This is a genomic window from Streptomyces sp. SM1, assembly GCF_002910825.1.
GTDB classification, from domain to species: domain Bacteria; phylum Actinomycetota; class Actinomycetes; order Streptomycetales; family Streptomycetaceae; genus Streptomyces; species Streptomyces okerensis.
The window spans coordinates 1-22,389 of sequence record NZ_NEUB01000278.1 but is presented as its reverse complement, the minus strand read 5'-3'; the positions used below and the strand labels follow the sequence as shown (position 1 = coordinate 22,389).

Genomic DNA, 22,389 nt, shown 5'->3' with positions numbered 1-22,389 from the left:
GCCCGCGGGCAGGCTGGTCAGCAGCAGCCGGGCGCGGCGCCCGGGCCCGGCGCGGCTGCTCCCTCTGCGGGGGTGCAGGGGAACAGGCCGAAGTGCTGGCTCTTGTCACCGGTGACGGTGAAGTGGGCGGCGTAGCGGGTGGCGGCAAGCATGTCGGCGGTGTTGCCGCAGACGAGCGCCGGTTTGCCGGTGTGGAAGCGGTGGTGGTCGTCGAGATCGAAGGCGTGCGGGTGCTCGGCGATGGTGCCGTGGTAGACGGCGACCTGGCCGTAGTCCTCGCAGCGGTCCTCCAGCGGGAGCTTGAAGGCGCGGATGGTGCGGGAGGTGAAGGTGGCGAAGCCGATCTTCCGCTCGATGTCCGGGTCACTGATCGTCACCGGGGAGGCAGCCACGGTACGGGCGTCAGGGCAGCCGGCGCGTTCCAGGGCACGGCGGAAGTCCTCCGTGTACAGGGCGCCTGCGAGGCATTCGCCGACCAGGACCGGGTCGTCGAGCAGTGAGGTGGGCAGGCGCCGGTCGGAGAAGATGTCGGAGAAGTACAGCTCACCGCCGGGTTTGAGGACGCGGAAGATCTCGGACAGGACGCGCGGCTTGTCCGGGGAGAGGTTCACCACGCAGTTGGAGACCACGACGTCCACGGAGGCGTCCGGGATTCCTGCCCCGGCCAGGTCCTCGATGTAGCCGTGCCGGAAGTCGGTGTTGGCGTGGCCGAACCGTTCGGCGTGCCAGTCCTGGTGGCGGCGGGCGACGGCGAGTTGTTCCTCGGTCATGTCGACGCCGATCACACGGCCCGTGGGGCCGACCAGTTGGGAGAGCACGTAGACGTCCCGGCCACTGCCGGAGCCCAGATCGAGCACGGTGGCTCCTTCCGGAGCGGGCGGGATGGGTGAACCGCAGCCGTAGAAGCGCTCCATGACCTCGTCGTGGACCTCGGCGAGCGCCGCGGCGATATGGGGCGGCGGTGCCACGTCCGTACAGCAGGCCGTTGTCTTCAGGTCGGCGGAGGAGGCGAGGACCTTCCCGTAGTAGTCCCTGACCGATTGCGCAACGGACGCCTCGGCTGCCTGCTGGTCTGTGGATACATCGGTCGTCGCCATGTCTCTCCCTGATGAGTCAGTTGCCGTGCGCGAGTCGGTGCTTCGCCGGGCCGCGACGGAAACCCGCTGCGCGGCCGTCGTCATTCCCTCTCTGCCGGAGCACGACCGGAACAGCGCTCAGCCCGCTCGCGGCACCACCCAGCGATGCGCGACGGGCAGGTGCAGCCGGACATGCTCCGACGGGGCAGGTGGCCTGCCGGGCGGAAGAAGTACGTGTACGGGGCCTGCGGCCGTGTCGGCGACAAGAGCGGTGAAGGCGCCTTCCGGGCGCACGCTGTGCACCACGGCGGCCACGGTGTCCGGGCCGGTGCCGAGCTGGACGGCCTCGGGGCGGATCACCAGGTGGCCGGGGCCGCGGTGGGCGACGGCGTCGGGCAGGTCCAGTTCTCCCAGAGGACATGCGAAACGTCCTTGCGGCGTGACGTGGCCGGGGAGCGCGGTGGGGCAGCCGAGGAAGCGGGCCACGGCCAGGGAGGCCGGGCGGGCATAGAGGTCGGCGGGCTGCGCCTGCTGCAGGAGACCGCCCCGGTCGAGCAGGGCGACGGTGTCGGCGACGGCAGCGGCCTCCGTCTGGTCGTGGGTGACCAGCACGGTGGTCACCGCGAGCTCTCGCTGGACCGTGGTGAGCAGGTCGCGCATGGTGTGCCGCAGGCTCGGGTCAAGGGCGCTGAACGGTTCGTCGAGGAGCAGCACCGCCGGTTCGGCGGCCAGTGCCCGGGCGAGGGCGACGCGCTGGGCCTGGCCCCCGGAGAGCTGGCGGGGGTAGCGGTCCGCGAGTGCGTCGAGGCCGACGCGCTCCAGGTGTGCGAGGGCGCTGGTGCGGGCGTCGCGGTGGGAGCGGCCCCGCATGCGGGCGGGGAAGGCCACGTTGTCCAGCGCCGTGCGGTGCGGCAGCAGCATGGGCTGCTGGAAGACCACCGCGGCACCGCGGTGTTCCGGCGGGACCCGGGTCACCTCGGTGCCACGGAGGTATACGGCGCCCCGGCCGGGGGTGAGGAGTCCGGAGGCGACCTGCACGGTGGTGGTCTTGCCGCAGCCGGAGGGGCCGAGCAGGGCCAGCAGCCGGCCGTCGTCCACATCGAGGTCGAGTCCGTCCAGGACGGGCTCGCGGTGCCCCGGATAGGTGACGGTGATCCGCTCCAGGCGCAGGCCGGGGGCGGAAGTGGAGGACAAGAAGGGCATGACGGTCAGCGCTCGATTCCCGGTGCGGCGGAGGAAGAGGAAGAAGCAGGTTCGGCGTCGGCCCAGGCTGCCCGGTGACGTCGCAGCAGTGCCGCACCCACGCCGAAAAGGAGGATGGGTGGGGCGACGGTGAGGATGCCCAGTACGGCGGTCAGGGCCTGGTTCCCGCTGCCCGCGGCCGTGGAGAACAGCAAGAGCGGCAGTGTGGTGACGACCCCGCCCCCGACCAGCACGGTCATCAGGTACTCACTCCAGGAGACGAGGAAGGCCAGGGTCGCCGAAGCCAGCAGGGCCGGGGCGAGTGCGGGCAGGGTGACGTGGCGGAGAACGGCGCTTCGGGACGCGCCGAGGGTGCGGGCGGTCTGCTCCATGCGCACGTCGTAGGTGGCGTAGCCGCCGATCATGACGAGGACGGTGTAGGGCAGGGCGGGCACCAGATGAACGAGGGCGACCCCGGCCGGCTGGTCGGACAGTCCGGCCCGGACGAACACTTCCTGGACGCCGACCGCCAGCGCGAACGGGGGCACCAGAACGGGGGCGAGCAGCAGCAGACGCACCAGTCCCGCAGCCGGTGGGCGGTACAGGACCAGGCCCCGCGCGGCCAGCGCCCCGAGCACGGTGGCGGTCACGGCGGTGGTCAGCGCGAGTCCCAGCGAGGTGCCGGTCGCGGCGATCACCTGCTGCTGGGGGGCGGCGGCCTGGTCCCACGCGCGGAGGGTGAAGTCCTGGGGGACGAGTGCGGGATACACCCACCGCCCGGCGAAGGCCCAGATCAGCAGGGGCAGCAAGGGCGCTGCGATCCAGACGGTGAGCAGCGCGAATCCGGCGCTGTGCAGGGCCCGCCTCATGGTCCGGTCCTTGCCAGGAGCAGCCGGCGGGAGATCGCCGCGGCGGCGAGGGCCGCGAGGGCGATCACCATGCCGATCACGACGGCGAGGGCCAGGGCGGCGGGCCGGTCGGCGAGTTCCACCGAGCGGTAGAGCTCGACGGCCTCTACGGGCAAGGCACGCGGGACGGTCGCTCCCAGCAGCGCTGGAGTTTCGTAGGCGGCGAAGGTGAACGCGAAGACCAGCAGGCACGCCTCGGTGAGCGCCGGGGCGAGCAGCGGCAGGGTGACGTGCCTCAGTCGGCGCAGCCGTCCCGCCCCCAGGGTGCGTATCGCGTTCTCCAGGTCGCGTACGGCGGGGGTGTAGGCGGCCAGCAGCATGATCGTGACGAAGGGGGCCTCTTTCCATACGTAGGTGAGCAGAACGGCGCTGGGGGTGGAGCCGGCGACGAGTGCGGGGAAGTCCGCGGGCCCGTCGGTCCATCCCGCGGCGTGGGTGAGCCGGGAGATGATTCCCGACCCGGAGAGCAGCAGTGCGAACGCCGCGGCGGCGAGCAGGTGCGGGACGGCGAGCGTGGCGCGGGCGGCGGTCTCCAGGGCGGCCCGGCCGCGGCGGGAGCCACTCACCGCACCCACCACGGCCAGTGCCAGCGCAGCCGACGCCACGGTGCTGAGCGTCGCGATCTTCAGGCTGAGCAGCAGGGAATCGGCGAAGGCCGGGTCTTGCAGGAGCCCCGCATAGGCGGAGAGGCTCCAGCCCCGGCCCAGGCCATCGGCAATGCTGCCGCGGGCTGCGAGCAGCAGGGCACCGCCGGCGAAGGCGACGACGGCCAGGGCCGGAGCCGTCAGCAGCAGGCCCCGCCATCGCGGCGGCATCGGTACGGTCACGGGGCGGAAGCGACTTCCTGCTTCCAGCCCTTGTCCAGCGGCCCCACCCAGTCACCGCTCAGTTCGGGGCGGGCGTTTCGCGAGAGTTCCTCGATCGGAAGTGTCGTCTCCGGCGTTGTCAGCGAGGCGAACTTCTCTCGCCACTGCTCGGGCAGCCGTTCCTGGTCCAGCACCGTGTAGGCGCCCCAGCCGCCCGGCCGGGCCTTGGCGTACTGCAGCTCGGGCGAGAGCATCAGGTCGGACAGCACGAGCGCCGCCTCACGGTGGGCGGCGTTCTTGGGCACCGCGAGATAGCTGGTGTTGCCCAGGGTTCCGTCCTCGGGCACGAACACCCGTGTGCTCGGCGGGAACTGGCCCTTGTCGACGAGGGCCGGGACCTCTGCGGGGCCGTAGGTCATCGTCATGTCGACCTCGCCGTTGGCGAAGAGGTCGTTCAGTGCAGCCTGGTCCTTCGGGTAGGTGGCACCCTGCCGCCACAGGGCGGGCTTCAGCGCGTTCAGGTCCTTCCACAGGCCGGGGGCGACGGTTTCGTACGCCTTCTTGCTGTAGGCAGGGGGGACGGGCTCATCCTGGGCGCGGGCGAGGAGGATCTGCCGTACGAAGGCCGAGCCGGTGAAGTCGGGCGGTGCCGGGTAGGTGAAGCGACCGGGGTTCTGCTTGATCCACTCGGTCAGGGCGGCCGTGCTCCGGGGCGGATCGGCGAGCTTGGCCGAGTCGTAGACGAACGCGAACTGGGCCCGGCTCCAGGGCGTTTCGCAGTCGTCGACCGGGGTGCCGAAGTCCTGGGTGAGGGTGGGGTCGGTACTGTCCAGATACTTCTGGTTCGGCATCAGGCCGGTGTATCCGCACAGCCACAGGTCCGCCTGCTTTCCGGTGCGGAAGTTCTCTCCGTTGACCCACACCAGGTCCACCGCACCGCCGCTGTCCTTGCCGGCCCGCTGATCGCCGAGGATCTTCTGCACGGCGTCCTGGGTGTCGGCGACGGGGACGCGCCTGACCGTGATGCCCAGCTTCTTCGCCGCCGGGGCGACTTCGTCGTCGACGTAGGAGTTGGCTCCCTTGTCGCCGCCGTACATGAACAGGTTGACGCTCTGGCCTTTCGCGTCGGCGCGCAGCTGGGCCCAGTCCTTCGCGGGCGGCTCGGCCCCCGTGGTGCCGGGGCTGGAGCAGGCGGCCGTCAGCAGCCCGGCCACGGCGGCCCCTGCGGCCAGAACCGTGGCTCTTTTGACGCGCCGCCCGCTGTGCCGCATCCGTATCCGCATGTGCGCTGCCCCTTCGGCTGGTCCTTCGTGGTTTCCCGCGCGACGATCCTGCGAACATCCGTTGCGCGGAAACGGAACACGGTCGGGTGCTCGCAGGCTTCCCTTTGTGTGTCCGCCGGTACCGTGCCGGTGTGGCGGAAGGAGACAAGCGATGCTGGACGTGCGGGCGAGGGCGGCACTGAGCGGTCCGCTGGACCGTGCTGCCGCGATGCTGGACCGCCCCGCTGTCACGCCCCATCGTCTGACTGCGCTCGGCATGCTGACGGGTCTTGCCTCGGCTGGTTCCGCAGCGGCCGGCTGGTGGTCGGCCGCTGCGGTGCTGTGGCTGCTGTCCCGGCTCGCCGACGGCCTGGACGGGCCGCTGGCCCGTCGCCGCGGCACGGCGGGCAGTGGAGCGGGTGGCTTCCTCGACATCAGTGCCGACTTCCTCGTCTACGGAGCGTTCGTCGTCGGCGTCGCCGTCGGCGTGGGCGGTCCGGCACTGCCGTTCCTGCTCGTCCTGCTCGCCTACTACGTCAACGGCACTGTCTTCCTGGCCTTCTCCTCCATCGCCGAACGTACCGGGCGCCGCGGTGACGGCCGCCGGTCGGGAGGCCGGTCGCTGAACTTTCTGGGCGGCCTTGCCGAAGGCGGCGAGACCATCGCCGTACACACGCTGTGGTGCCTGCTGCCCGGCTTCGCCCACACGATCGCCTGGGTCTGGGCCGCGGTGGTCGCTGTCACCGCGGCCCACCGCGTCGTCACCGGCTATCGGCAGCTGCGCTGACCTCCGCACCGCGGGAGCGGATCACCCGTGCCGCCCACCAGCCGCCCGCGCTCAGCACGAGCAGAGCGCCCAGCGCGATCCACAGCCCCGGAGAGCCGGGGTCGCCCAGGGATCCGCCGAGCCCGGTGTAGACGAGGGTGCCCGGGATGATGCCCAGGGCCGTGGCTGTGACGTAGGAGGAGAAGCGGACACCGGCCACCCCGGCCCCGTAGTTGATCACCGAGAAGGGAAACAGCGGCACCAGCCGCACGAGGAGGACGGCCACGAAGCCCCGGCGTGTCAGAAAGGCGTCCAGCCGGGCCAGCCGCCCCGAGCCCGCGTACCGGGCGACCACCGGACGCCCCAGCCAGCGTGCCAGTCCGAAGGAGAGAGCCGCGCCCGCCGTCGCTCCCACGAGCACCGCGCCGGCCCCCACCGGAAGCCCGAACAGCACGCCGGCCGAGGCGGTCAGTACGGAGCCGGGCAGCAGGGCCGTCACCGCCAGGGCGTAGATGACCGCGAAGACGACCGGCCCCCACATCCCGAGCGAGTCAACCCACTGGCGCACATCACGCAACAGGTCTCCGCCCCCCAACGCCACCCAGGAGCCGAGCGCCAGGAGCACCACCACGAGGAAGGCCAGCCGTATCCACGCCGCACGCGCCGGCCTCTGCCCCACCTCGTCCGGGTCCGTGGCGGACGGTGGAAGCTCGGTCGCGGGCAGACCGGTTGCCGGGCGGTTCATGTTGTCTCCTGTGACGGCTGGTCGGTAGAAAGGTCGGCCACGACGCGACGCAGTGGCAGTTCCAGACGCCGCCCCGGGGCCGCCCATCTCGCGAGGGTGCGCTTGGCGGCCTGAGCCCGGTGGGCGGTGAGGCCGGGCAGGTAGAGGGCATCTGCCAGCAGGGCCGCCGCGTCGGCCGAGTCGATGGCGAGGGCGAAGACGTGTCGCTCGTCGCTGCGGACGCGGAACCCGGCCGCGCGCAGAAGGGAGGCCAGTTGGTCGCGGGCCTGCGGGTTGGGCCACGGCTGCCGCACGGCGCGCAGGGCCGCCATCACCCGGACCCAGCCCAGCATGCCCGACGGGGAGAGCCCGGACTGGGAAGGCACCAGCGCCGCGAGCGTCCCGCCAGGCCGCAACACACGCCGGATCTCTCCCCACGTCTGCGGCAGGGGCGTGACCACCGGCAGGCACATGGCCGCGCAGACCGCCCCCACGCTCGCCGAGGCAGCCGGGAGCGCGTCCGCTGCGGCCCGCACCAACGGCCCGCGACCCCGACGAGCCGCCTCGGCCAGTTCCGCGACCGAAAGGTCGACCCCGACCCAGTCGGCGTCCGGCAGCTCCTGACGGGTGGGTGCTGAACCGCAGGCCAGGTCGAGGACCGTTCCCTCGACAGCCCGCAGCGGTTCGGCCAGCCAGGCGTAGGGAGATGTGTCGGCCAGGGAGAACAGTTGCTCGGTGATGCCGGCGTGCTCCTGGTGGTATGCAGCGATGAAGCGCTGCCAGTCCGGTTCGTCCATCCAGCCCTCGCCCCTCCTGTGACTCATGGAGGCGGCTCGCGCCCCCTGTGCTTGCCCCTCGGGAACCCTGCCGGGCTGGTCACGCATTCCGTTTCGGACACGCCGCAGGCGCGTGGATGAAGCGGGAGGGCCATCGTGACCGTGATCGTGGGGGCGAAAAAGGGAAGGCACCGCCTGTGTCAACGGGTTCCCTTCCCGTCCCCCGCCCGCGCCGGCCGTCCCACGACGGCGCACCGACAGAGAGTTCCGCGCCATGAAGAGGTACGACCTGGTGGTCATCGGCGGCGGCAGCGCCGGTCTGACCGCGGCCCGAACCGCCGGACGCCTCGGCGCCCGCACGCTGCTTGTCGAACGCGACCGCCTGGGCGGGGACTGCCTGTGGACAGGATGTGTGCCGAGCAAGGCACTGCTGCATGTCGCCGCCGACGTCCAGGCCGCCCGCCGCGCCGCTGCCTACGGGCTCCCGCCGGTGTCCGGCCCGGCCGACCTCGCGGCGGCCATGGCGGAGGTGAAGCGGGCGATCGGCGCGATCGAACCCCACGACTCCACCGACGCGCTCGCCCCGTACGGGGTCCACGTGGTGCACGGGGCAGCGTCCTTCACCGGCCCGGGCACCCTGACCGCGGGCGAGCGGGAGGTCTCCTTCCGGTACGCCCTGATCGCCACAGGCTCCTCGCCGGCCCTGGTACCGGTCCCCGGCCTGGCCGAGGCCGAGCCGCTGACCAGCGACACAGTCTGGGAGCTGTCCGAACTCCCGCGCCGCCTGGTGGTCCTCGGTGGCGGGCCGATCGGCTGCGAGCTGGGCCAGGCGTTCGCCAGGCTCGGCTCGCAGGTCACCCTCGTGGAGGCGATGGACCGCCTGGTACCGCGCGAGGAGCCCCGGGCCTCGCAGGTGCTGCGGGAGCGGCTGGAGGCCGAGGGCGTCACCGTACTGACCGGCTACCGCGCCGAGAGAGTCGATGCCGACACCGTTCACGGGCCCGGTGGTCCTCTGCCCTACGACGCCCTGCTGGCCGTCACGGGGCGCCATTCCCACACGCACGGGCTCGGCCTGGAGGCGGCCGGCGTGGAACTCACCGACGCCGGCCATATCCGCACCGACGGACGGCTGCGCACCACCAACCACCGGATCTACGCCGCCGGAGACGTGACCGGCCGCTCGGCCTTCACCCACCTGGGCGGCACGCAGGGCGGAGCAGCCGCCGTCGACGCTCTGCTGGGCGTGCGCCGCCCCATCGACTACCAGGCGGTGCCCTGGGTGACGTACACCGATCCCGAGATCGCCCGCGTCGGCCTGACCGCGGACGAGGCGCGGGAGAAATACGGCGACGACACACGCTTCCACACCTTGGACAACGACCGGATCGACCGGGCGGTCGCCGACGGCCGCACCGAAGGCTTCACCACCCTGGTGCTGGGCCCGCGCGGCAAGATCGTCGGAGCCACGGTCGTGTCACCGAGGGCCGGCGAGACCATCGCCCACCTCGCGGCGGCGGTCCGCCTGGGCTGGACGCCCTCCGACTACGCCCGCACCGTGCACCCCTATCCCACCTACGCCGACGGGCCCTGGCACACCGCGCTGGCCGACGTCTACGCCCGTCTCGCCCGGGGCAGCGGCCCCATCGGCGCGCTACTGAAACTCCGCAGAGGGGTGATCCGGTGATCCTTCGTCTCGTCCTGGGCCTGCTCCTCGCGGCGATGGCGCTCGGCCAGGCCGCTTCGTTCGACGCGATGCCCGCCATCCTGACCACCTACGGACTGACATCCGGTGCGGCCTCGACCGCCCTGGCCGTGGCGCTGATCAGCGCCCAAGCCGTAACGGCTGTTTGGTTCCTTGCCCGGCCCCGCTCCCGCGCCACCACGCCCGTCTGGCTGTATACCGGCGTGGCGGTGGTGTGGGCGGTCCTGGCCTCTCAGGCGTTCGCCCGGGGACTCGTGCTCGACAACTGCGGCTGCTTCGGCACCTACCTCCCCCAGCCGTTGCGCTGGTACGTCCTCGTCGAGGATGCCCTGATGCTGCTGTACGCCTGGCTGCTGTGGCGCGGCCTGCGCCGGGCCCGGCCCACCTCGTCGCCCGCCACAGCTCGTACAGCTCGAACCCCGCAGGAGAACCACTGATGCGGATCACCGCGACACTGCGCGCCCTCGAACGTGCCACCCGCCCCTACGACACCGAGTTCGCTGCGGCGATGGAGCGCCGCTGGGCGGAACTCCCCGACGCGGCCCGGACCCCCGGCCAGATTCTCGGCCGGCACGGCGTCGGCTGCGAGGGCACCCACGGCGTCTTCCCCAAGTGCAACCTCAAGTGCACCCCCTGCTACCACTCCAGAGACGCCAACCAGGTCCGCGTCGACGGCCCCCACACCCACGAACAGATCGCCGCGCAGATGCGCCTGCTGCGCGAACTGCGCGGCCCACGCGCCCACACCCAGCTCATCGGCGGCGAGGTCAGCCTGCTCACCCCCGACGACCACGCCGCCGCCCTAGCGATCATGCGGGAGCACGGCCGGGAACCGATGAGCTTCACCCACGGCGACTTCGACTACGACTACCTCACCGGCCTCGCACTCGGACCGGACGGCACACAGCGCCTCGGGCGACTGTCGTTCGCCGCGCACTTCGACAAGTTCATGTACGGCCGGCGCGGCATCGAACGCCCGCCGGACGAGCAGTCGCTCAACCCTTACCGCGCCCGGTTCGCCGCCATGTTCACCCGCCTCCGGCGCGAGCACGGGGTGCGGTTCTTCCTCGCCCACAACATGACCGTCACCCCGGGCAACCTCGACGAGGTCGCGAGCGTGATCCGCGCCTGCCACGCCATGGGCTTCGGCATGTTCTCCTTCCAGCCCGCCGCCTTCCTCGGCGACGAGCGCCGCTGGAAGGAGAAGTTCCGCGAGGCGACCCCGGACGCGGTGTGGGCGGAGGTCGAACGCGGCGCCGGAACCCGGCTGGACCACCACGTTTTCGAGAACGGCGACGTGCGCTGCAACCGCACCGCCTACGGCTTCTACGTCGGCAGCCGCTGGTGTCCGTTCCTCGACGGCGACGACCCGCGCGACCTCGCCGTGCGCGACGCGTTCTTCCGCTACTTCGGGAAGATGACCTTCACCGGCACCCCGACCGCCCTCCTCGCGGCAAGGATCGTGCGGGTGGTGGCCCGCCATCCGTCCACCGTGGTGACGGGGCTGCGCTGGCTGGGCCGTACCGCCCGCCGCGTCGGCCTGCTGCGGCTGGTCCGCCACCGGATGCGGGTGCGGCCGGTCACCTTCGTCATGCACCAGTTCATGGACGCCGACGTCGTCGCCCCGGCCTGGGCGATGATGCAACGCGGCGAGCAGGCCGAAGACCCCGCACTGCGCGAGACCCAGGAGCGGCTGGCCGCCTGCCACTACGCCATGGCCCACCCCGCGAACGGCACCCTCGTCCCCGCCTGCGTCCAGCACGCCGTGCTCGACCCGGCCGAGAACGCCGCGCTGCGCACCCTGCTGCCGATCGTCGAGGTCCGCACCCCAGCACGCCGCTCACCCGGCCCGTCCGGCATGTAACCGAAGAACCGAAGGAGAAGCAGTCCATGCGCATAGGCGTGATCACCGGCTCCGGCAGCTACGACTGGCCCCACATGGAGGGTGCGGCCGAGAGGACCGTCGTCACCGACCACGGCGAGGTCACGGTCACCGAGGGCCGCCTCGGGGGCGCGGAGATCGTGCAGCTGTCCCGGCACGGCACCGGCCACCACAGGCTCTCCAACCAGGTCGGCCACAAGGCGAACCTCGCCGCTCTGCTGGCCGTCGAGGCGGAGGCCGTGGTGTCCTTCACCGTCTGCGGCTCCCTCGACCCGGACCTGCGGCCAGGCTCGCTGGTCGTCTTCGACGACCTGTACTTCCCCGCCAACCGGCTGCCCGACGGCACCCCCTGCACCTGGTACGACACCCCCGGCGGGGCCGGACGGGGCCACTGGATCTTCGACCGGCCCTTCAGTGAGCCGCTGCGCCAGGCGCTGATCACCGCCGCCGAGCAGACCGGGGTACCCGTCGCGACGCGGGGCGTGTACGGACACGTCGACGGGCCCCGGTTCAACTCGCGTTCGGAGGTGGCCGCGCTGGCCGCGGCCGGGGTGAGTGCCATCAGCCAGACCGCGGGCCCGGAGGTCGTCCTGGCCGGTGAGGCCGAACTGCCCATGGCCCTGGTCGCTTTCGTCACCGACTACGCCAACGGCGTCGCCGCGAAACCGGAACCGGTGCAGGCGTTGCTGGACCGCATGGCGGCGAGCAAGGAGGTCTTCGCCACGCTGGCCGGGCACGCGCTGCCATCCCTGGGCAGCGTGAGCGCGGCGGGTTTCGTCTACCGGTTCGACACGTGAGCGCCACCGCCCACCGGGGCACACCCGCGATCCTGGTCATGGCCAAGGCGCCGCGGCCCGGCACGGTCAAGACCCGGCTGCATCCCCTGCTCGGCCCGCTTCGCTGCGCGGAACTCCAGGCCGGACTCATCCGCCACACCCTGGAACTGACCACCCTCCGCATTCCGCGGACCTACCTCGCCTACGCCCCGGCCGACGGCGGGGACACCATCGGTACGGCAGCATCCGCCGGCGTCCGCCTGCGCCTCCAGCGCGGCGAAGACCTCGGACAGCGCCTGGCCGCAGCCGTCGCCGACGCCTTCGCCGACGGCGCGGGCCCGCTGCTGGTCATCGGCACCGACGCGCCGACCCTCACCGGCGACCACCTGACCGCCGCGTTCACCGCCCTGGAAAGCCACGACGTGGTGCTGGGCCCCGCGCTCGACGGCGGCTACTACCTGATCGGCCTGCGCGCCCCCCACACCTCGCTCTTCGCCCTCGACGCGGATGTCTGGAGCACGGACCGGGTGCTGAGGGCGACCCGCTGCGCCGCCCGGCGCGAAGGGCTGAGCGTGGAGCTGCTGTGCCCACTGCGGGATCTGGACACCCCCGAAGACGCAGCCGCCCTCCTCGCCGATCCGGCGCTGCCCGCGCCGATCGCCGCTCTGATCCGGCCCGGGGAGGCGCCATGACACACGTGTCGATCATCGTCCCGGTACTGAACGAGGAGGCCGCGATCCAGCGCGCGGTGAGCCGCCTGTGCCGCGACTTCCCCGACTGCGAGCTGATCGTCGTGGACGGCGGCTCCACCGACGCCACCGCCGAACTCGCCGCGCTCCACGCCACCGTGATCTCCAGTGAGCGAGGACGGGCCAAGCAGATGAACGAGGGCGCCCGGCACGCCTCCGGCGACATCCTCTGGTTCGTCCACGCCGACACCGACATCGATCCAGACGCCCTGGACCAGATCCGGGCCGCACTCGCCGACCCGGCCGTGGTCGGAGGCGGCCTCACCCTCCGCTTCGACCGCCGCACCCCTGCCCTGAACTACCTCGCGTGGACGTCCAACGCCCGCGCCCGCCGCCTCCACCACATCTTCGGCGACCAGGCCATGTTCGTCCGCCGCACCGTCTTCGACGAACTCGGAGGCTTCCCCGACCTGGCCATCATGGAGGACCTGGAGATGTCACGGCGCCTGCACCGCCGTGGCCCGCTGTGCCTGCTGCCCGCCACGTCGACGGCCTCCTCACGCCGCCTGGTCGCCCACGGGACCTGGCGCATGATCGCCTTCATGCAGTACCTGAAGCTGCTGTACTTCGCCGGCGTCGACCCCGAAGCCATCCGCGCCCGCTACACCGCCGGCCCCCGCCTCTTCCCGCACAGATCCCGGGCAGCGGAACGAACCAGCCCCACCTGAGCGACACCCTCCCCCTCTCTCTTCGACACATTGGAGACCGACTTCATGCGCATCGCAGTCTGCGGAGGGCCCTACGGAAACCCGTACGCTCTCCAGGCATTCGTCGACGACGCCCGCGCCCGGGGTGCCGAGCGGCTGTTCTGCCTGGGAGACCTCGGCGGCTTCGGCGCCGACATCGATGCCCTGTGGCCGATCCTCACCGACAACACAGTCGAGTGCGTCGCCGGAAACTACGACGTGGCCATCGCCCGCGGCGACACCGACTGCGGCTGCGGTTACCGCGACCCGAAGGACAATGAGTACGCCCAGCTGATCTACGACCACACGCTCGCCACCACCGGCCGCGACTTCGCCGCCTGGATGGGCACCCTGCCCACCGAACGCCGGGAGACGATCGACGGCGTCGACGTCCACATGGTCCACGGCTCGACCCTGGCCCTGAACGACTTCTGGTGGGAGTCGCTGCCCGAGGAGCAGCACCGCCTGCGAGCGGAGGCGTCCGGCGCCGATGTCGTCCTGTGCACCCACAGCGGCCTGCCCTGGCAGCGGCGCATCGGCGACACCCTTGCCGTCAACGTCGGTGTGCTCGGCAAACCGGCCAACGACGGCCGCCGCGAGGTCTGGTACGCGATCCTCGACCTGTCCGACGGGCCGATCACGGCCGAGCTGATCCCGCTCGCGTACGACTGGCAGGCACAGGCCCGCTCGATGCGCGCCGCGGGGCTGCCCGAGATCTTCGCCGAGACCATCGAAACCGGCTGGTGGACCACCTGCCTGGAAATCCTGCCGCCACGCGAGCGCTCCCGCGGCCGTTACCACCTCTACCGCTCCACCCTGCCCTCCGGCTTCCGCCCCGCGAACGACGGCTGGGGCGAGACGACCACCGATGCCCTGGCGGGCGAGCGTCCGGTCGTGCCCCTCTTCGGCACGGCGTACTTCCCGTCCCGACTGTGGATCTACACCAACTTCCACTGCAACCTGGCCTGCGACTACTGCGCCGTCGCCTCCTCCCCGAAGGCCGCGCCCCGCACCCTGCCCACCGACACCTTCCACGCCCTCGTCGACGAGGCCGTACAGGCGGGGTTCACTGAGCTGTACCTCACCGGCGGCGAGCCCTTCCTGCACCCTGACATCGTCGCCCTCCTCGACCACGCCTCCGCCCAGCTGCCCACCGTCGTGATGACCAACGCGATGCTGCTGCGGGGCCGCCGCGCCGCCGACCTCGCGGACCTGGCCGACCGCAAACTCACCGTCCAGACCTCCCTGGACGGCGCCACCGCCACCACCCACGACCTCCACCGCGGCGCCGGCTCCTGGCAGCGCACCCTCGACGGCATCCGCCACCTGATCGACCTCGGCCTGCCCCCGCGCGTCGCCCTCACCGAGACCCCGGACAACACGCACGAGGTCCCCGCGGTCGCCGAGCTGCTGGCCGGACTCGGCCTGCCCGCCGCCCACTTCGCGGTACGCCCGCTGCTGCGGCGCGGCTTCTCCGACACCGGCGTGGAGATCGGCGAGGACTCCAGCATCCCCGAACTGACCGTCACCGCCGACGGACTGCACTGGCACCCCGCCGGAGCCGACCTCACCACCAGCCCCGACATGCACCTCGCACCGGCCGGCACCCCGCTCGCCAGGGGCCAACAGCTGGTCACCGAGCGGTTCTTCACCGCCCGCCTCACCGACGGCACCCTGCCCCGCCCCGTCCACTGCGCCATCTGACCCGTGCGGAAAGGGAGTTCACCATGCAGCGACATGTCGCGATCCTCGGCGCCGGGCCCGTCGGCCTCGACGCCGCGCTCGCTTGCGCCGACACCGGATGGCCGTTCACCGTCTACGAGGCCGCGGAGACCGTCGCCGCCCATGTACGGGCCTGGGGCCACGTTCGGCTCTTCACCCCGTGGGACCTCAACGTCTCCCACCGGATGAGGGCCCGCCTGCCGGACACCCCGACCGGCGACGACTGCCCCACCGGGGCCGAACTGGCGACCCGCCTGCTCGACCCGGTCGCCGCCCTGCCCGCCCTCAAGGGCCGCATCCGCTACCGCACCCGCGTGGCCGCCATCGCCCGCACTGGCCTGCTCAAGCACGAGCAGATCGGCACCGGCACCCGCGCCGCCGCCCCCTTCACTCTCCTGCTCGACACCCCCGACGGCGAGGCCACCGCCGAGGCCGACCTCGTCCTGGACTGCACCGGCACCTACTCCCACCCCAACACCCTGGGCCCCGGCGGCATCCCCGCCCCCGGCGAACGAGCCCTCGCCCACCACATCACCCGCACCCTCCCGGACACAGCCGAACCCGCCCGCTGGGCCGGAACCGTCCTGCTCGTCGGTGCTGGCAAATCCGCCCAGACCGCCGCCCGCGACCTCGCAGCCCTGCCCGGCGCCCGCGTCGAGTGGGCGGTGCGCAAACCGGCACCCGACTGGGGCGCCGTACCCGACGACACACTGCCCGGCCGTCAGCATCTCGTGGACACCTCCCGCGCCCTCGCCGACGGCGCCCACGACCGCGCCACCGTCCACACCGGCGCCCACGTCCAGGCCCTGCATCCCGCCGGCGACCGGGTGCGCGTCACCCTCACCACCGCGGGCGGCCTACGCGAGATCGTCTGCGACCACATCGTGGCGCTGACCGGGTACACCGGCGACGCTGCCCTCTACCGGCAGTTGCAGGTCCACGAGTGCTACGCCACCGGCGCCCCCATGAACCTCTCCGCCGCCCTCCTCGGCTCCGCGGGCGGCGACTGCCTCACCCAGCCGTCCGTCGGCATCGACGCCCTGCGCAATCCCGAACCGCACTTCTTCATCCTGGGCGCCAAGTCCTACGGCCGCCTCAACACCTTCCTGCTGCGCACCGGCTACGAGCAGATCGACCAGCTCGCCGCCGCGTACGCCGAAGAATCAGAGCTTCTACCTGCCGGTACGTAAGCGCGGTCACATACCTTCCCGATGCACTGGTTCTAGCGTCGGCCAGGAAGGAAGACACGCAGGCAGAGAGGTCGTGGACCATGACAACCACCGTGCAGGTATCCCCGAGAGCCGCCGTCATCCCCCTGCATGCCGCCTGGGGCGCCGCGGCTGTTGTCGTGGGCGGCATCGGCATGGGCATCTGGATGTCCGTCTCCCGGCCGATGATGGACACCGCGATGATCACGATGGTTGCCGGGCTGCTGGGCTCGACGAACGCCGTCGCGGGCTGGCTCATCCACCCGGCCATCGCCGTCTCCTTCGGCCTGGCCTTCGGCGCACTTCTGGGCAGCTACGCCCAGAAGATGGTGCCCGCAGCCGTGCTCGGGCTGGGGTTCGGAGTCGTGGCCTGGCTGATCGGAGCGATGTGGATCATGCCCGCGAACATGGGCATGCCGGTCTTCGAGTGGAACGACGTCACCAGCTCCAGCTTCGGCGCTCATCTCGTCTTCGGTCTGCTGCTCGGACTCGCGTTTGCCTGCATCGCCTCGATGATGGGCAAGAAGCGCACAGGGTCGGCCTGAGCATGGGACGCACACCGCCGGAGTCAGCAGGCACCCCGGGCGCGCCTCCGCCCCGGGGCGCTCCACCGGAGGGATCTCTTCCGCCCGCAGGGGCACAGGAGAGCACAGACGTCCCTATCGACGGACAGGTGCCCTAGTGTCTGGCTGAGGGGGCCGACGCCCTGGCGGACCCGCCCTGGGGTGCGGCACCACCGCCCTGGGCCCCGGGCCGACGCGAGGACATAGGCCGCATGCGCGAGAATCACCATGACGACGCCGACCGCACGTGGTGCCTGTCCGAGGTGGACATCTTCTGCGACCTGAGCGAGCCGGAGATGGCGGCCATCGCGGAAGCCGCCCCGATGAGGACCTACACAGCAGGCGAGATCCTCTGTTCCCCGCCCCAGCCGTCCGAGGTGCTGTTCATCCTCAAACGCGGACGCATCCGCATCTTCCGCGTCTCCGCCGAGGGCCGCGCCCTGACCACGGCGATCATCAACCCCGGCACGATCTTCGGCGAGATGGTACTGCTCGGGCAGCGCATGTACGGCAACTACGCCGAGGCCCTCGACGACGTCACCGTCTGCGTGATGAGCCGCGACGACGTCCACAGGCTCCTGCTCTCGGATCCCAGGATCGCCGCACGGATCACCGCGATCCTCGGCCGCCGTCTCGGCGACCTCGAACAACGCCTGTCCGACACGGTCTTCAAGTCCGTCGCCCAACGTGTCGCCTGCACCCTGATCACCCTCATCCCCGCGCAGGCACCGTCCCGGACACTGCGCCCCCTGGCCTCACATCCACAGGTCACACTCACCCATGAGCAGGTGGCCGCCCTGGCCGGCACGTCCCGCGAGACGGTCACCAAGGTCCTGCGTGAACTGGCCGACCGGGGCCTGCTGCGGCTGGGCCGGGGCCGCATCACCGTTCTCGATCCGGACCGGCTGCGCGACGAGAGCGGATAGCGCGAAGCCGTCGCGGTATGAGGGCATCCGCTGTTCCGCGTGTACCTGCGGGGCAGTCGATGGCTTGCGGAGCGTTGCGAGGACGACCGATGACCACCAGGTCAGAACTGGCGTCCGCACCTGCCATGGCGCCGCCCCTCTTCCCGGGCCGTCCCTGCATCGACCCGCCTATTCGCTTACCCGGATAGGTCAAGAGTGCCATACTATTCGGGTAAGCGAATAGTTCACTACGCGAAGGCCCCCCACATGCTCCAGCGCCCCACTCCGGCCCCACCGGCCGCCTCGGCGGGAACCTGCCCGCACACGGACACAGTGGCCATGTTCTTCCGGGCGCTGGCCGATCCCACCCGGCTGAAACTGCTGGAGTTCATACTCGGCGGCGAGCGCACCACCACCGAGTGCGTCACCCATGCCCAGATCTCCCAGCCCAGGGTGTCGGTCCACCTGTCCTGCCTCACCGACTGCGGCTACGTGACCGCCCGCCGCGACGGCCGCCGGCTGCTCTACTCCGTCGGTGACCCCCGCGTCGCCGACCTGGTCCTCCTCGCCCGCGCCCTGGCCGCCGACAACGCCACCACCCTGACCTGCTGCCCCCGCATCGACCCGGCCAGCCCTCAAGGAGACGACTCGCGATGACCGACACCGGCAAACCGCCCCGGCCGACCGGTGCACTGGCCGCCGGGGGCGCCGGCCTGGTGCTGGTGGCCTGCTGCGCCGGACCGGTTCTGCCGGCCGGCGGTGCGCTCGGCGCCCTCGGCGATCTCCTGCACGACTTCTGGACCATCGCGGCGGCCACCGCCGTGGTGGTCGCCGCGGTCGGCCTGCTCGTCCGCCGCCGTCGCCTGGACCGCGGCGCCTGCTGCCCGCCCCCGTTCAGCCCGGAAGACCAGGAGCCGGCGGAACGTCCAGCTCGGTACGGGCGTAGTGGTTGAAGTAGTTCGTGAACAGGTTCGCCACCACATGCGCGAACGCCTCGGTCAGCTCCACATCACTCCACCCCGCATCCAGACCCCGTTGCCACGTCGCATCGTCCACCTCCCCGACCTCGGACGCGATCTCGCGTACGACGCCGACCAGCGCGGCCAGCTTCGGATCGAAGTCGACCTCGCCGCGGCGGATGGCCACGGTCTGCTCCTCGCTCAGCCCGGCCGCCTTGCCCGCCATCGTGTGGGCGGACTGGCAGTAGTCGCAGTGGTCGACCGCGCCGACCGCCAGCGCGATTGCCTCCCGCGTACGGGCGTCGAAGGTGCCGTGCTCCGCTATCGCGTCGGTCATCGCTGCGTACGCTGCCAGCACCACCGGCGAATGCGCCATCTCCGCATGGATGTTGAGCAGCTTTCCGAAACGCTTCTCCAGCACCCGCAGCGCCTCGCGGCTCTGATCCGGAGCGCTGTCGACCGTGTGTACCGGAATCCTGGACATCTGTGTTCCCTCCATCTGCTCACAACGGCCCGGACGGGCCGTACAGGAAGGGAACCCGGCGAAGGCACGGCTGTCTTCCACAACCCGCGCTGTGAAACGGAAGCCCGGCCTCGACCCACCGGGTTTCCGTAACGCCCCCAGTAAAAGGAGCACGAGCAGTCATGATGCGAGCGATCTTCAACGGCGTCGTCATCGCCGAAACCCCCCGCACCAAGCGTGTGGAAGGCAACGACTACTTCCCGCCCGACTCCCTCAAACGCGAGTACTTCACCGACAGCCCGACCAAATCGCTGTGCCCGTGGAAGGGCGTCGCCCGCTCCTACTCCGTGTCCGTCGACGGCGTCACCAGCCCGGACGCCGCCTGGTACTACCCGCACCCCAGCCCACTCGCCCGCCGCATCAGGAACCACGTCGCCTTCTGGAACGGTGTCACCATCGAAGGAACCCGAGAGAAGAAGCCGACGGCTCAGAGCCGCTGACCTCCTGCGTGTTACTGATTTTGTCGTCGCCACTGCCGCGGTCGCGATCCGGCTCGCGGCGCGGCGTATCCGGCCTGCCGACCGTACTGCCGGTCACGATCGATCCTGCGGGTCGGGGGCGAGGGTAACGGCCAACCAGGGCGCCGCCTCTTCGCGGTAACTGTGGCCGACTGGGGCCACTCCGGCGGCGCGGTCGAGGCTGAAGATCGTCACCATGATCATGTCCGGGACTGTTGATCTCCCTGCCGCAACACGGCGGCGGATCCCCGGATACCGAAACCGGGGATCCGCCGCATACTTGCAGTTCCACCGCCACGCCCTGACCGCCCGTCGAAAGGCAGCAAAGCGACGATCAGCACCTCACCTGTGAATTTCACCTGACCCTATCGAACACTGCCCTGTCACACCGTGGACAGGGGAAGTCAGACCGCCACGAGCCGGACCCGACCGCCGCAGAGCTTGACCATGTCGTCGATATCGGAGGTCACCATGACCACGGGGCGGTGCTGGCGCAGCGCTGCCTCAGCGACCGCCGCATCGATCGCGTACTTGTGCCCGTGCAAACCTGCTCCCATCAGCAGCTTCGAGGCCGCTCTCGCCTCCTCGTCGCCCACCGGGACGACCCGCAGACCGGAGAGCACCCAGTTCAGGCGGGACTTGTTCGTACGCGAGTGGACGGCCTCGATGATGGTGAGCGCACTGATCACGACCTCCATGCCGCGCGAGCGCGCCTCGGTGCTCAGAGCCACCACCTGCTCGTCGTCGGCGAGTAGCTTCGAGAGCCCTTCACTGTCAAGGATCAGCGTCCCCTCGTGACTCAGCCTGCGGCGGGCCACTCGGCCTCCTCGGCGAACACCTCGTCGAAGACCTGGCGTGCCCGCTGCCGGGCCTGCTCAGAGACCGGCCCCTTGCGGCTCTCGTAGTCGGCCAAGTACTCGTCAAGGACCTGACCACGCAGCTCACGCTCGACCGCCTCAGCGATGAACGCCGAGAACTCCCGCTTACCCACCCGCGCCCGGATCGCCTCCGCGGTCCCCTCCGGCAGCGACAGGCTCACCCGCGTCGCCGGCCCTTCCCCGATGCTGTACGTCGTCTCGGCCATACCCCGATTGTGTCAAACGAGTAGGAAAAGTGCCACGGTGCGGCCCTGCATGTAGGCCCACAGCCGTGAAGAAGGCGTGTGGACGGATCCACCCTCGCCAGCCCCCCGCATCGGGCAGCGCAACGCCCGAAACCCAGCACGGGCGTTCCATCCCATCCCAGCACGATCCCAGCACGGTAGGGATGAGCAGGGGTGATGACAGGTGACGAGGGGTCAGCTATCCCAGCACCATCCCAGCACGGGAAAAAACCAAGGGCCCGACTCCGAAGAGTCGGGCCCTCTCTGACCTGGGCGTTTGCCAGATCAGCGACGTGGTGATAAGTCGGCGGCTACACGTTGAAGCGGAACTCCACCACGTCGCCGTCCTGCATGACGTAGTCCTTGCCCTCCATGCGGGCCTTGCCCTTGGCTCGGGCCTCGGCGACCGAGCCGGTCTCGACCAGGTCGGCGAAGGAGATGACCTCCGCCTTGATGAAGCCCTTCTGGAAGTCGGTGTGGATGACACCGGCGGCCTCGGGGGCGGTGGCGCCCTTCTTGATGGTCCAGGCGCGGGATTCCTTGGGGCCGGCCGTGAGGTAGGTCTGCAGGCCGAGGGTGCGGAAGCCGACGTGGGCGAGGGTGGCGAGGCCGGGCTCCTCCTGGCCGACGGACTGGAGGAGCTCGAGGGCCTCGTCCTCGTCCAGCTCGGCGAGGTCCGCCTCCAGCTTGGCGTTGAGGAAGATCGCCTCGGCGGGGGCGACCAGGGCGCGCTGCTCGTTCTTGAAGTCCTCGTCGGTCAGCTCGTCCTCGTCGACGTTGAAGACGTAGAGGAAGGGCTTGGTGGTGAGGAGGTGCAGGTCGTGGAGGAGCTCCGCGCGCTCGGTGCCCTGGACGATGCCCTGGGAGAAGAGGGTGTCGCCCTTCTCCATGATCTCCTTGGCCTCCTCGACCGCCTTGACCTTCGGCGCGATGTCCTTCTTGATCCGCGACTCCTTCTGGAGGCGGGGCAGGACCTTCTCGATGGTCTGCAGGTCGGCGAGGATCAGCTCGGTGTTGATCGTCTCGATGTCGTCCTTCGGCGAGACCTTGCCGTCGACGTGGACGACGTTCTCGTCCTTGAAGGCGCGGATGACCTGGCAGATCGCGTCGGACTCGCGGATGTTCGCGAGGAACTTGTTGCCCAGGCCCTCGCCCTCCGAGGCGCCGCGCACGATGCCCGCGATGTCGACGAAGTCGACGGTGGCCGGGAGGATGCGCTGGGAGCCGAAGATCTCCGCCAGCTTGGTGAGGCGGGGGTCGGGGACGCCGACCACGCCGACGTTCGGCTCGATCGTGGCGAACGGGTAGTTGGCCGCCAGCACGTCGTTCTTGGTCAGGGCGTTGAACAGGGTCGACTTGCCGACATTCGGCAGGCCGACGATTCCGATCGTGAGCGACACGTTGCGACTTCCCGTACGTGAGGATGAGGGGTGAGGACGGACCGGCCCGACGGGGCTGTGTGGGCCGATCCACCAGTCTACGGCGTGGCCGTGCCCGTCCGGCCGGTGTGTCGAACGCCTGGCCGGGCTCCGGTTCCCGGCGTGTCTGACGGACTGTTCGGCACATAAAACGACCTAAGTTGGTCCGGTGGAGCAACACAGGACGCGACCCGCACAGCACGGACCGCGACGTGACCCGGCACCCGGGCCACCCC

General features: G+C 70.9%; 26 protein-coding genes. 14 read left to right on the top strand and 12 right to left on the bottom strand.

Annotated elements, in window-relative coordinates; all coding sequences use genetic code 11:
• Positions 1-17: 17 nt before the first annotated feature.
• From B9S61_RS06755 to B9S61_RS06735, 5 genes are all read right to left on the bottom strand, one after another.
• Positions 18-1,097, bottom strand: coding sequence for a methyltransferase domain-containing protein (locus B9S61_RS06755; RefSeq protein WP_103541425.1), 1,080 nt, complete (start codon positions 1,095-1,097; stop codon positions 18-20).
• A 117-nt stretch (positions 1,098-1,214) separates the two neighbouring features.
• Positions 1,215-2,279 (bottom strand): ABC transporter ATP-binding protein, encoded by a 1,065-nt coding sequence (locus tag B9S61_RS06750; RefSeq protein WP_103541424.1) that lies wholly within the window; start codon positions 2,277-2,279, stop codon positions 1,215-1,217.
• A gap of 5 nt (positions 2,280-2,284) precedes the next feature.
• Complete coding sequence (locus tag B9S61_RS06745) at positions 2,285-3,127, bottom strand: ABC transporter permease (RefSeq protein WP_103541423.1); 843 nt, start codon at positions 3,125-3,127, stop codon at positions 2,285-2,287.
• Positions 3,124-3,993, bottom strand: a complete 870-nt coding sequence (locus B9S61_RS06740; protein WP_181007273.1) for an ABC transporter permease — start codon at positions 3,991-3,993, stop codon at positions 3,124-3,126. The genes B9S61_RS06745 and B9S61_RS06740 overlap by 4 nt, the downstream gene beginning before the upstream one ends.
• Positions 3,990-5,255, bottom strand: a complete 1,266-nt coding sequence (locus B9S61_RS06735) for an ABC transporter substrate-binding protein (protein ID WP_219819899.1) — start codon at positions 5,253-5,255, stop codon at positions 3,990-3,992. The genes B9S61_RS06740 and B9S61_RS06735 overlap by 4 nt, the downstream gene beginning before the upstream one ends.
• 151 nt (positions 5,256-5,406) lie before the next feature.
• On the opposite strand from B9S61_RS06735, the gene B9S61_RS06730 reads away from it, so the two are divergent.
• Entirely contained in the window at positions 5,407-6,021 is a 615-nt protein-coding gene (locus B9S61_RS06730; protein WP_103541421.1) for a CDP-alcohol phosphatidyltransferase family protein, read from the top strand.
• Here the strand turns inward: B9S61_RS06730 and B9S61_RS06725 are convergent.
• Together B9S61_RS06725 and B9S61_RS06720 are read right to left on the bottom strand one after the other, a co-directional pair.
• Positions 5,996-6,745, bottom strand: a complete 750-nt coding sequence (locus B9S61_RS06725; protein WP_103541420.1) for a TVP38/TMEM64 family protein — start codon at positions 6,743-6,745, stop codon at positions 5,996-5,998. The two genes, B9S61_RS06730 and B9S61_RS06725, sit on opposite strands and share 26 nt — an antisense overlap.
• Positions 6,742-7,548, bottom strand: coding sequence for a class I SAM-dependent methyltransferase (locus tag B9S61_RS06720; protein ID WP_219819898.1), 807 nt, complete (start codon positions 7,546-7,548; stop codon positions 6,742-6,744). The genes B9S61_RS06725 and B9S61_RS06720 overlap by 4 nt, the downstream gene beginning before the upstream one ends.
• A 226-nt stretch (positions 7,549-7,774) precedes the next feature.
• On the opposite strand from B9S61_RS06720, the gene B9S61_RS06715 reads away from it, so the two are divergent.
• The 12 genes from B9S61_RS06715 to B9S61_RS06660 all read left to right on the top strand — a co-directional run bounded on the left by B9S61_RS06715 (position 7,775) and on the right by B9S61_RS06660 (position 18,646).
• On the top strand, positions 7,775-9,184 hold the full coding sequence (locus tag B9S61_RS06715; protein ID WP_103541418.1) for an NAD(P)/FAD-dependent oxidoreductase: 1,410 nt from the start codon (positions 7,775-7,777) through the stop codon (positions 9,182-9,184).
• Positions 9,181-9,639 carry a MauE/DoxX family redox-associated membrane protein gene (locus B9S61_RS06710; protein ID WP_103541417.1) on the top strand — a complete coding sequence of 153 codons (459 nt, stop codon included), beginning with the start codon at positions 9,181-9,183 and terminating at the stop codon, positions 9,637-9,639. Before B9S61_RS06715 ends, B9S61_RS06710 begins: the two co-directional genes overlap by 4 nt.
• Positions 9,639-11,066, top strand: a complete 1,428-nt coding sequence (locus tag B9S61_RS06705; RefSeq protein ID WP_103541416.1) for a radical SAM protein — start codon at positions 9,639-9,641, stop codon at positions 11,064-11,066. The genes B9S61_RS06710 and B9S61_RS06705 overlap by 1 nt, the downstream gene beginning before the upstream one ends.
• A gap of 26 nt (positions 11,067-11,092) precedes the next feature.
• Entirely contained in the window at positions 11,093-11,881 is a 789-nt protein-coding gene (locus B9S61_RS06700) for an MTAP family purine nucleoside phosphorylase (protein ID WP_103541415.1), read from the top strand.
• Positions 11,878-12,552, top strand: a complete 675-nt coding sequence (locus B9S61_RS06695; RefSeq protein ID WP_181007272.1) for a TIGR04282 family arsenosugar biosynthesis glycosyltransferase — start codon at positions 11,878-11,880, stop codon at positions 12,550-12,552. The genes B9S61_RS06700 and B9S61_RS06695 overlap by 4 nt, the downstream gene beginning before the upstream one ends.
• Positions 12,549-13,277 (top strand): TIGR04283 family arsenosugar biosynthesis glycosyltransferase, encoded by a 729-nt coding sequence (locus B9S61_RS06690; RefSeq protein ID WP_103541414.1) that lies wholly within the window; start codon positions 12,549-12,551, stop codon positions 13,275-13,277. Before B9S61_RS06695 ends, B9S61_RS06690 begins: the two co-directional genes overlap by 4 nt.
• Positions 13,278-13,322: 45 nt before the next feature.
• Entirely contained in the window at positions 13,323-14,999 is a 1,677-nt protein-coding gene (locus tag B9S61_RS06685) for a radical SAM protein (RefSeq protein ID WP_146064736.1), read from the top strand.
• Between the two features lie 23 nt (positions 15,000-15,022).
• A complete protein-coding gene (locus B9S61_RS06680) occupies positions 15,023-16,207 on the top strand; it encodes an NAD(P)-binding domain-containing protein (RefSeq protein ID WP_103541412.1) in 1,185 nt (394 codons plus the stop codon).
• Positions 16,208-16,287: 80 nt separating this feature from the next.
• A complete protein-coding gene (locus tag B9S61_RS06675; RefSeq protein ID WP_103541411.1) occupies positions 16,288-16,770 on the top strand; it encodes a hypothetical protein in 483 nt (160 codons plus the stop codon).
• Between the two features lie 230 nt (positions 16,771-17,000).
• Complete coding sequence (locus B9S61_RS06670; protein ID WP_258039575.1) at positions 17,001-17,714, top strand: Crp/Fnr family transcriptional regulator; 714 nt, start codon at positions 17,001-17,003, stop codon at positions 17,712-17,714.
• Positions 17,715-18,032: 318 nt separating this feature from the next.
• Positions 18,033-18,350, top strand: coding sequence for a helix-turn-helix transcriptional regulator (locus tag B9S61_RS06665; RefSeq protein ID WP_258039574.1), 318 nt, complete (start codon positions 18,033-18,035; stop codon positions 18,348-18,350).
• A complete protein-coding gene (locus B9S61_RS06660; RefSeq protein WP_103541409.1) occupies positions 18,347-18,646 on the top strand; it encodes a hypothetical protein in 300 nt (99 codons plus the stop codon). Before B9S61_RS06665 ends, B9S61_RS06660 begins: the two co-directional genes overlap by 4 nt.
• On the opposite strand, the gene B9S61_RS06655 is transcribed toward B9S61_RS06660, so the two are convergent.
• Positions 18,588-19,136 (bottom strand): carboxymuconolactone decarboxylase family protein, encoded by a 549-nt coding sequence (locus B9S61_RS06655; protein WP_056704904.1) that lies wholly within the window; start codon positions 19,134-19,136, stop codon positions 18,588-18,590. The genes B9S61_RS06660 and B9S61_RS06655 overlap by 59 nt on opposite strands.
• A gap of 161 nt (positions 19,137-19,297) precedes the next feature.
• Between B9S61_RS06655 and B9S61_RS06650 the strand changes: the two genes are divergently transcribed.
• On the top strand, positions 19,298-19,615 hold the full coding sequence (locus B9S61_RS06650; RefSeq protein WP_103541408.1) for a DUF427 domain-containing protein: 318 nt from the start codon (positions 19,298-19,300) through the stop codon (positions 19,613-19,615).
• 93 nt (positions 19,616-19,708) lie between these two features.
• Here the strand turns inward: B9S61_RS06650 and B9S61_RS42135 are convergent, their stop codons facing one another.
• The 4 genes from B9S61_RS42135 to ychF all read right to left on the bottom strand — a co-directional run bounded on the left by B9S61_RS42135 (position 19,709) and on the right by ychF (position 22,135).
• Positions 19,709-19,837 carry a hypothetical protein gene (locus tag B9S61_RS42135; RefSeq protein WP_258039573.1) on the bottom strand — a complete coding sequence of 43 codons (129 nt, stop codon included), beginning with the start codon at positions 19,835-19,837 and terminating at the stop codon, positions 19,709-19,711.
• A gap of 200 nt (positions 19,838-20,037) precedes the next feature.
• Entirely contained in the window at positions 20,038-20,451 is a 414-nt protein-coding gene (locus B9S61_RS06645) for a DNA-binding protein (protein WP_103541407.1), read from the bottom strand.
• Positions 20,433-20,717 carry a hypothetical protein gene (locus B9S61_RS06640; RefSeq protein WP_103541406.1) on the bottom strand — a complete coding sequence of 95 codons (285 nt, stop codon included), beginning with the start codon at positions 20,715-20,717 and terminating at the stop codon, positions 20,433-20,435. Before B9S61_RS06640 ends, B9S61_RS06645 begins: the two co-directional genes overlap by 19 nt.
• A 329-nt stretch (positions 20,718-21,046) precedes the next feature.
• Complete coding sequence (gene ychF, locus B9S61_RS06635; RefSeq protein ID WP_103541405.1) at positions 21,047-22,135, bottom strand: redox-regulated ATPase YchF; 1,089 nt, start codon at positions 22,133-22,135, stop codon at positions 21,047-21,049.
• Positions 22,136-22,389: the final 254 nt, after the last annotated feature.

Coding starts and splice junctions, on each gene's coding strand:
- B9S61_RS06750 (WP_103541424.1), bottom strand. CDS start 2,279: ATGCCCTTCTTGTCCTCCACTTCCGCCCCCGGCCTGCGCCTGGAGCGG.
- B9S61_RS06755 (WP_103541425.1), bottom strand. CDS start 1,097: ATGGCGACGACCGATGTATCCACAGACCAGCAGGCAGCCGAGGCGTCC.
- B9S61_RS06680 (WP_103541412.1), top strand. CDS start 15,023: ATGCAGCGACATGTCGCGATCCTCGGCGCCGGGCCCGTCGGCCTCGAC.
- B9S61_RS06735 (WP_219819899.1), bottom strand. CDS start 5,255: ATGCGGATACGGATGCGGCACAGCGGGCGGCGCGTCAAAAGAGCCACG.
- B9S61_RS06640 (WP_103541406.1), bottom strand. CDS start 20,717: ATGGCCGAGACGACGTACAGCATCGGGGAAGGGCCGGCGACGCGGGTG.
- B9S61_RS06675 (WP_103541411.1), top strand. CDS start 16,288: ATGACAACCACCGTGCAGGTATCCCCGAGAGCCGCCGTCATCCCCCTG.
- B9S61_RS06715 (WP_103541418.1), top strand. CDS start 7,775: ATGAAGAGGTACGACCTGGTGGTCATCGGCGGCGGCAGCGCCGGTCTG.
- B9S61_RS06655 (WP_056704904.1), bottom strand. CDS start 19,136: ATGTCCAGGATTCCGGTACACACGGTCGACAGCGCTCCGGATCAGAGC.
- B9S61_RS06725 (WP_103541420.1), bottom strand. CDS start 6,745: ATGAACCGCCCGGCAACCGGTCTGCCCGCGACCGAGCTTCCACCGTCC.
- B9S61_RS06660 (WP_103541409.1), top strand. CDS start 18,347: ATGACCGACACCGGCAAACCGCCCCGGCCGACCGGTGCACTGGCCGCC.
- B9S61_RS42135 (WP_258039573.1), bottom strand. CDS start 19,837: ATGATCATGGTGACGATCTTCAGCCTCGACCGCGCCGCCGGAGTGGCC.
- B9S61_RS06700 (WP_103541415.1), top strand. CDS start 11,093: ATGCGCATAGGCGTGATCACCGGCTCCGGCAGCTACGACTGGCCCCAC.
- B9S61_RS06665 (WP_258039574.1), top strand. CDS start 18,033: ATGTTCTTCCGGGCGCTGGCCGATCCCACCCGGCTGAAACTGCTGGAG.
- B9S61_RS06730 (WP_103541421.1), top strand. CDS start 5,407: ATGCTGGACGTGCGGGCGAGGGCGGCACTGAGCGGTCCGCTGGACCGT.
- B9S61_RS06690 (WP_103541414.1), top strand. CDS start 12,549: ATGACACACGTGTCGATCATCGTCCCGGTACTGAACGAGGAGGCCGCG.
- B9S61_RS06670 (WP_258039575.1), top strand. CDS start 17,001: ATGCGCGAGAATCACCATGACGACGCCGACCGCACGTGGTGCCTGTCC.
- B9S61_RS06685 (WP_146064736.1), top strand. CDS start 13,323: ATGCGCATCGCAGTCTGCGGAGGGCCCTACGGAAACCCGTACGCTCTC.
- B9S61_RS06650 (WP_103541408.1), top strand. CDS start 19,298: ATGATGCGAGCGATCTTCAACGGCGTCGTCATCGCCGAAACCCCCCGC.
- B9S61_RS06745 (WP_103541423.1), bottom strand. CDS start 3,127: ATGAGGCGGGCCCTGCACAGCGCCGGATTCGCGCTGCTCACCGTCTGG.
- B9S61_RS06720 (WP_219819898.1), bottom strand. CDS start 7,548: ATGAGTCACAGGAGGGGCGAGGGCTGGATGGACGAACCGGACTGGCAG.
- B9S61_RS06705 (WP_103541416.1), top strand. CDS start 9,639: ATGCGGATCACCGCGACACTGCGCGCCCTCGAACGTGCCACCCGCCCC.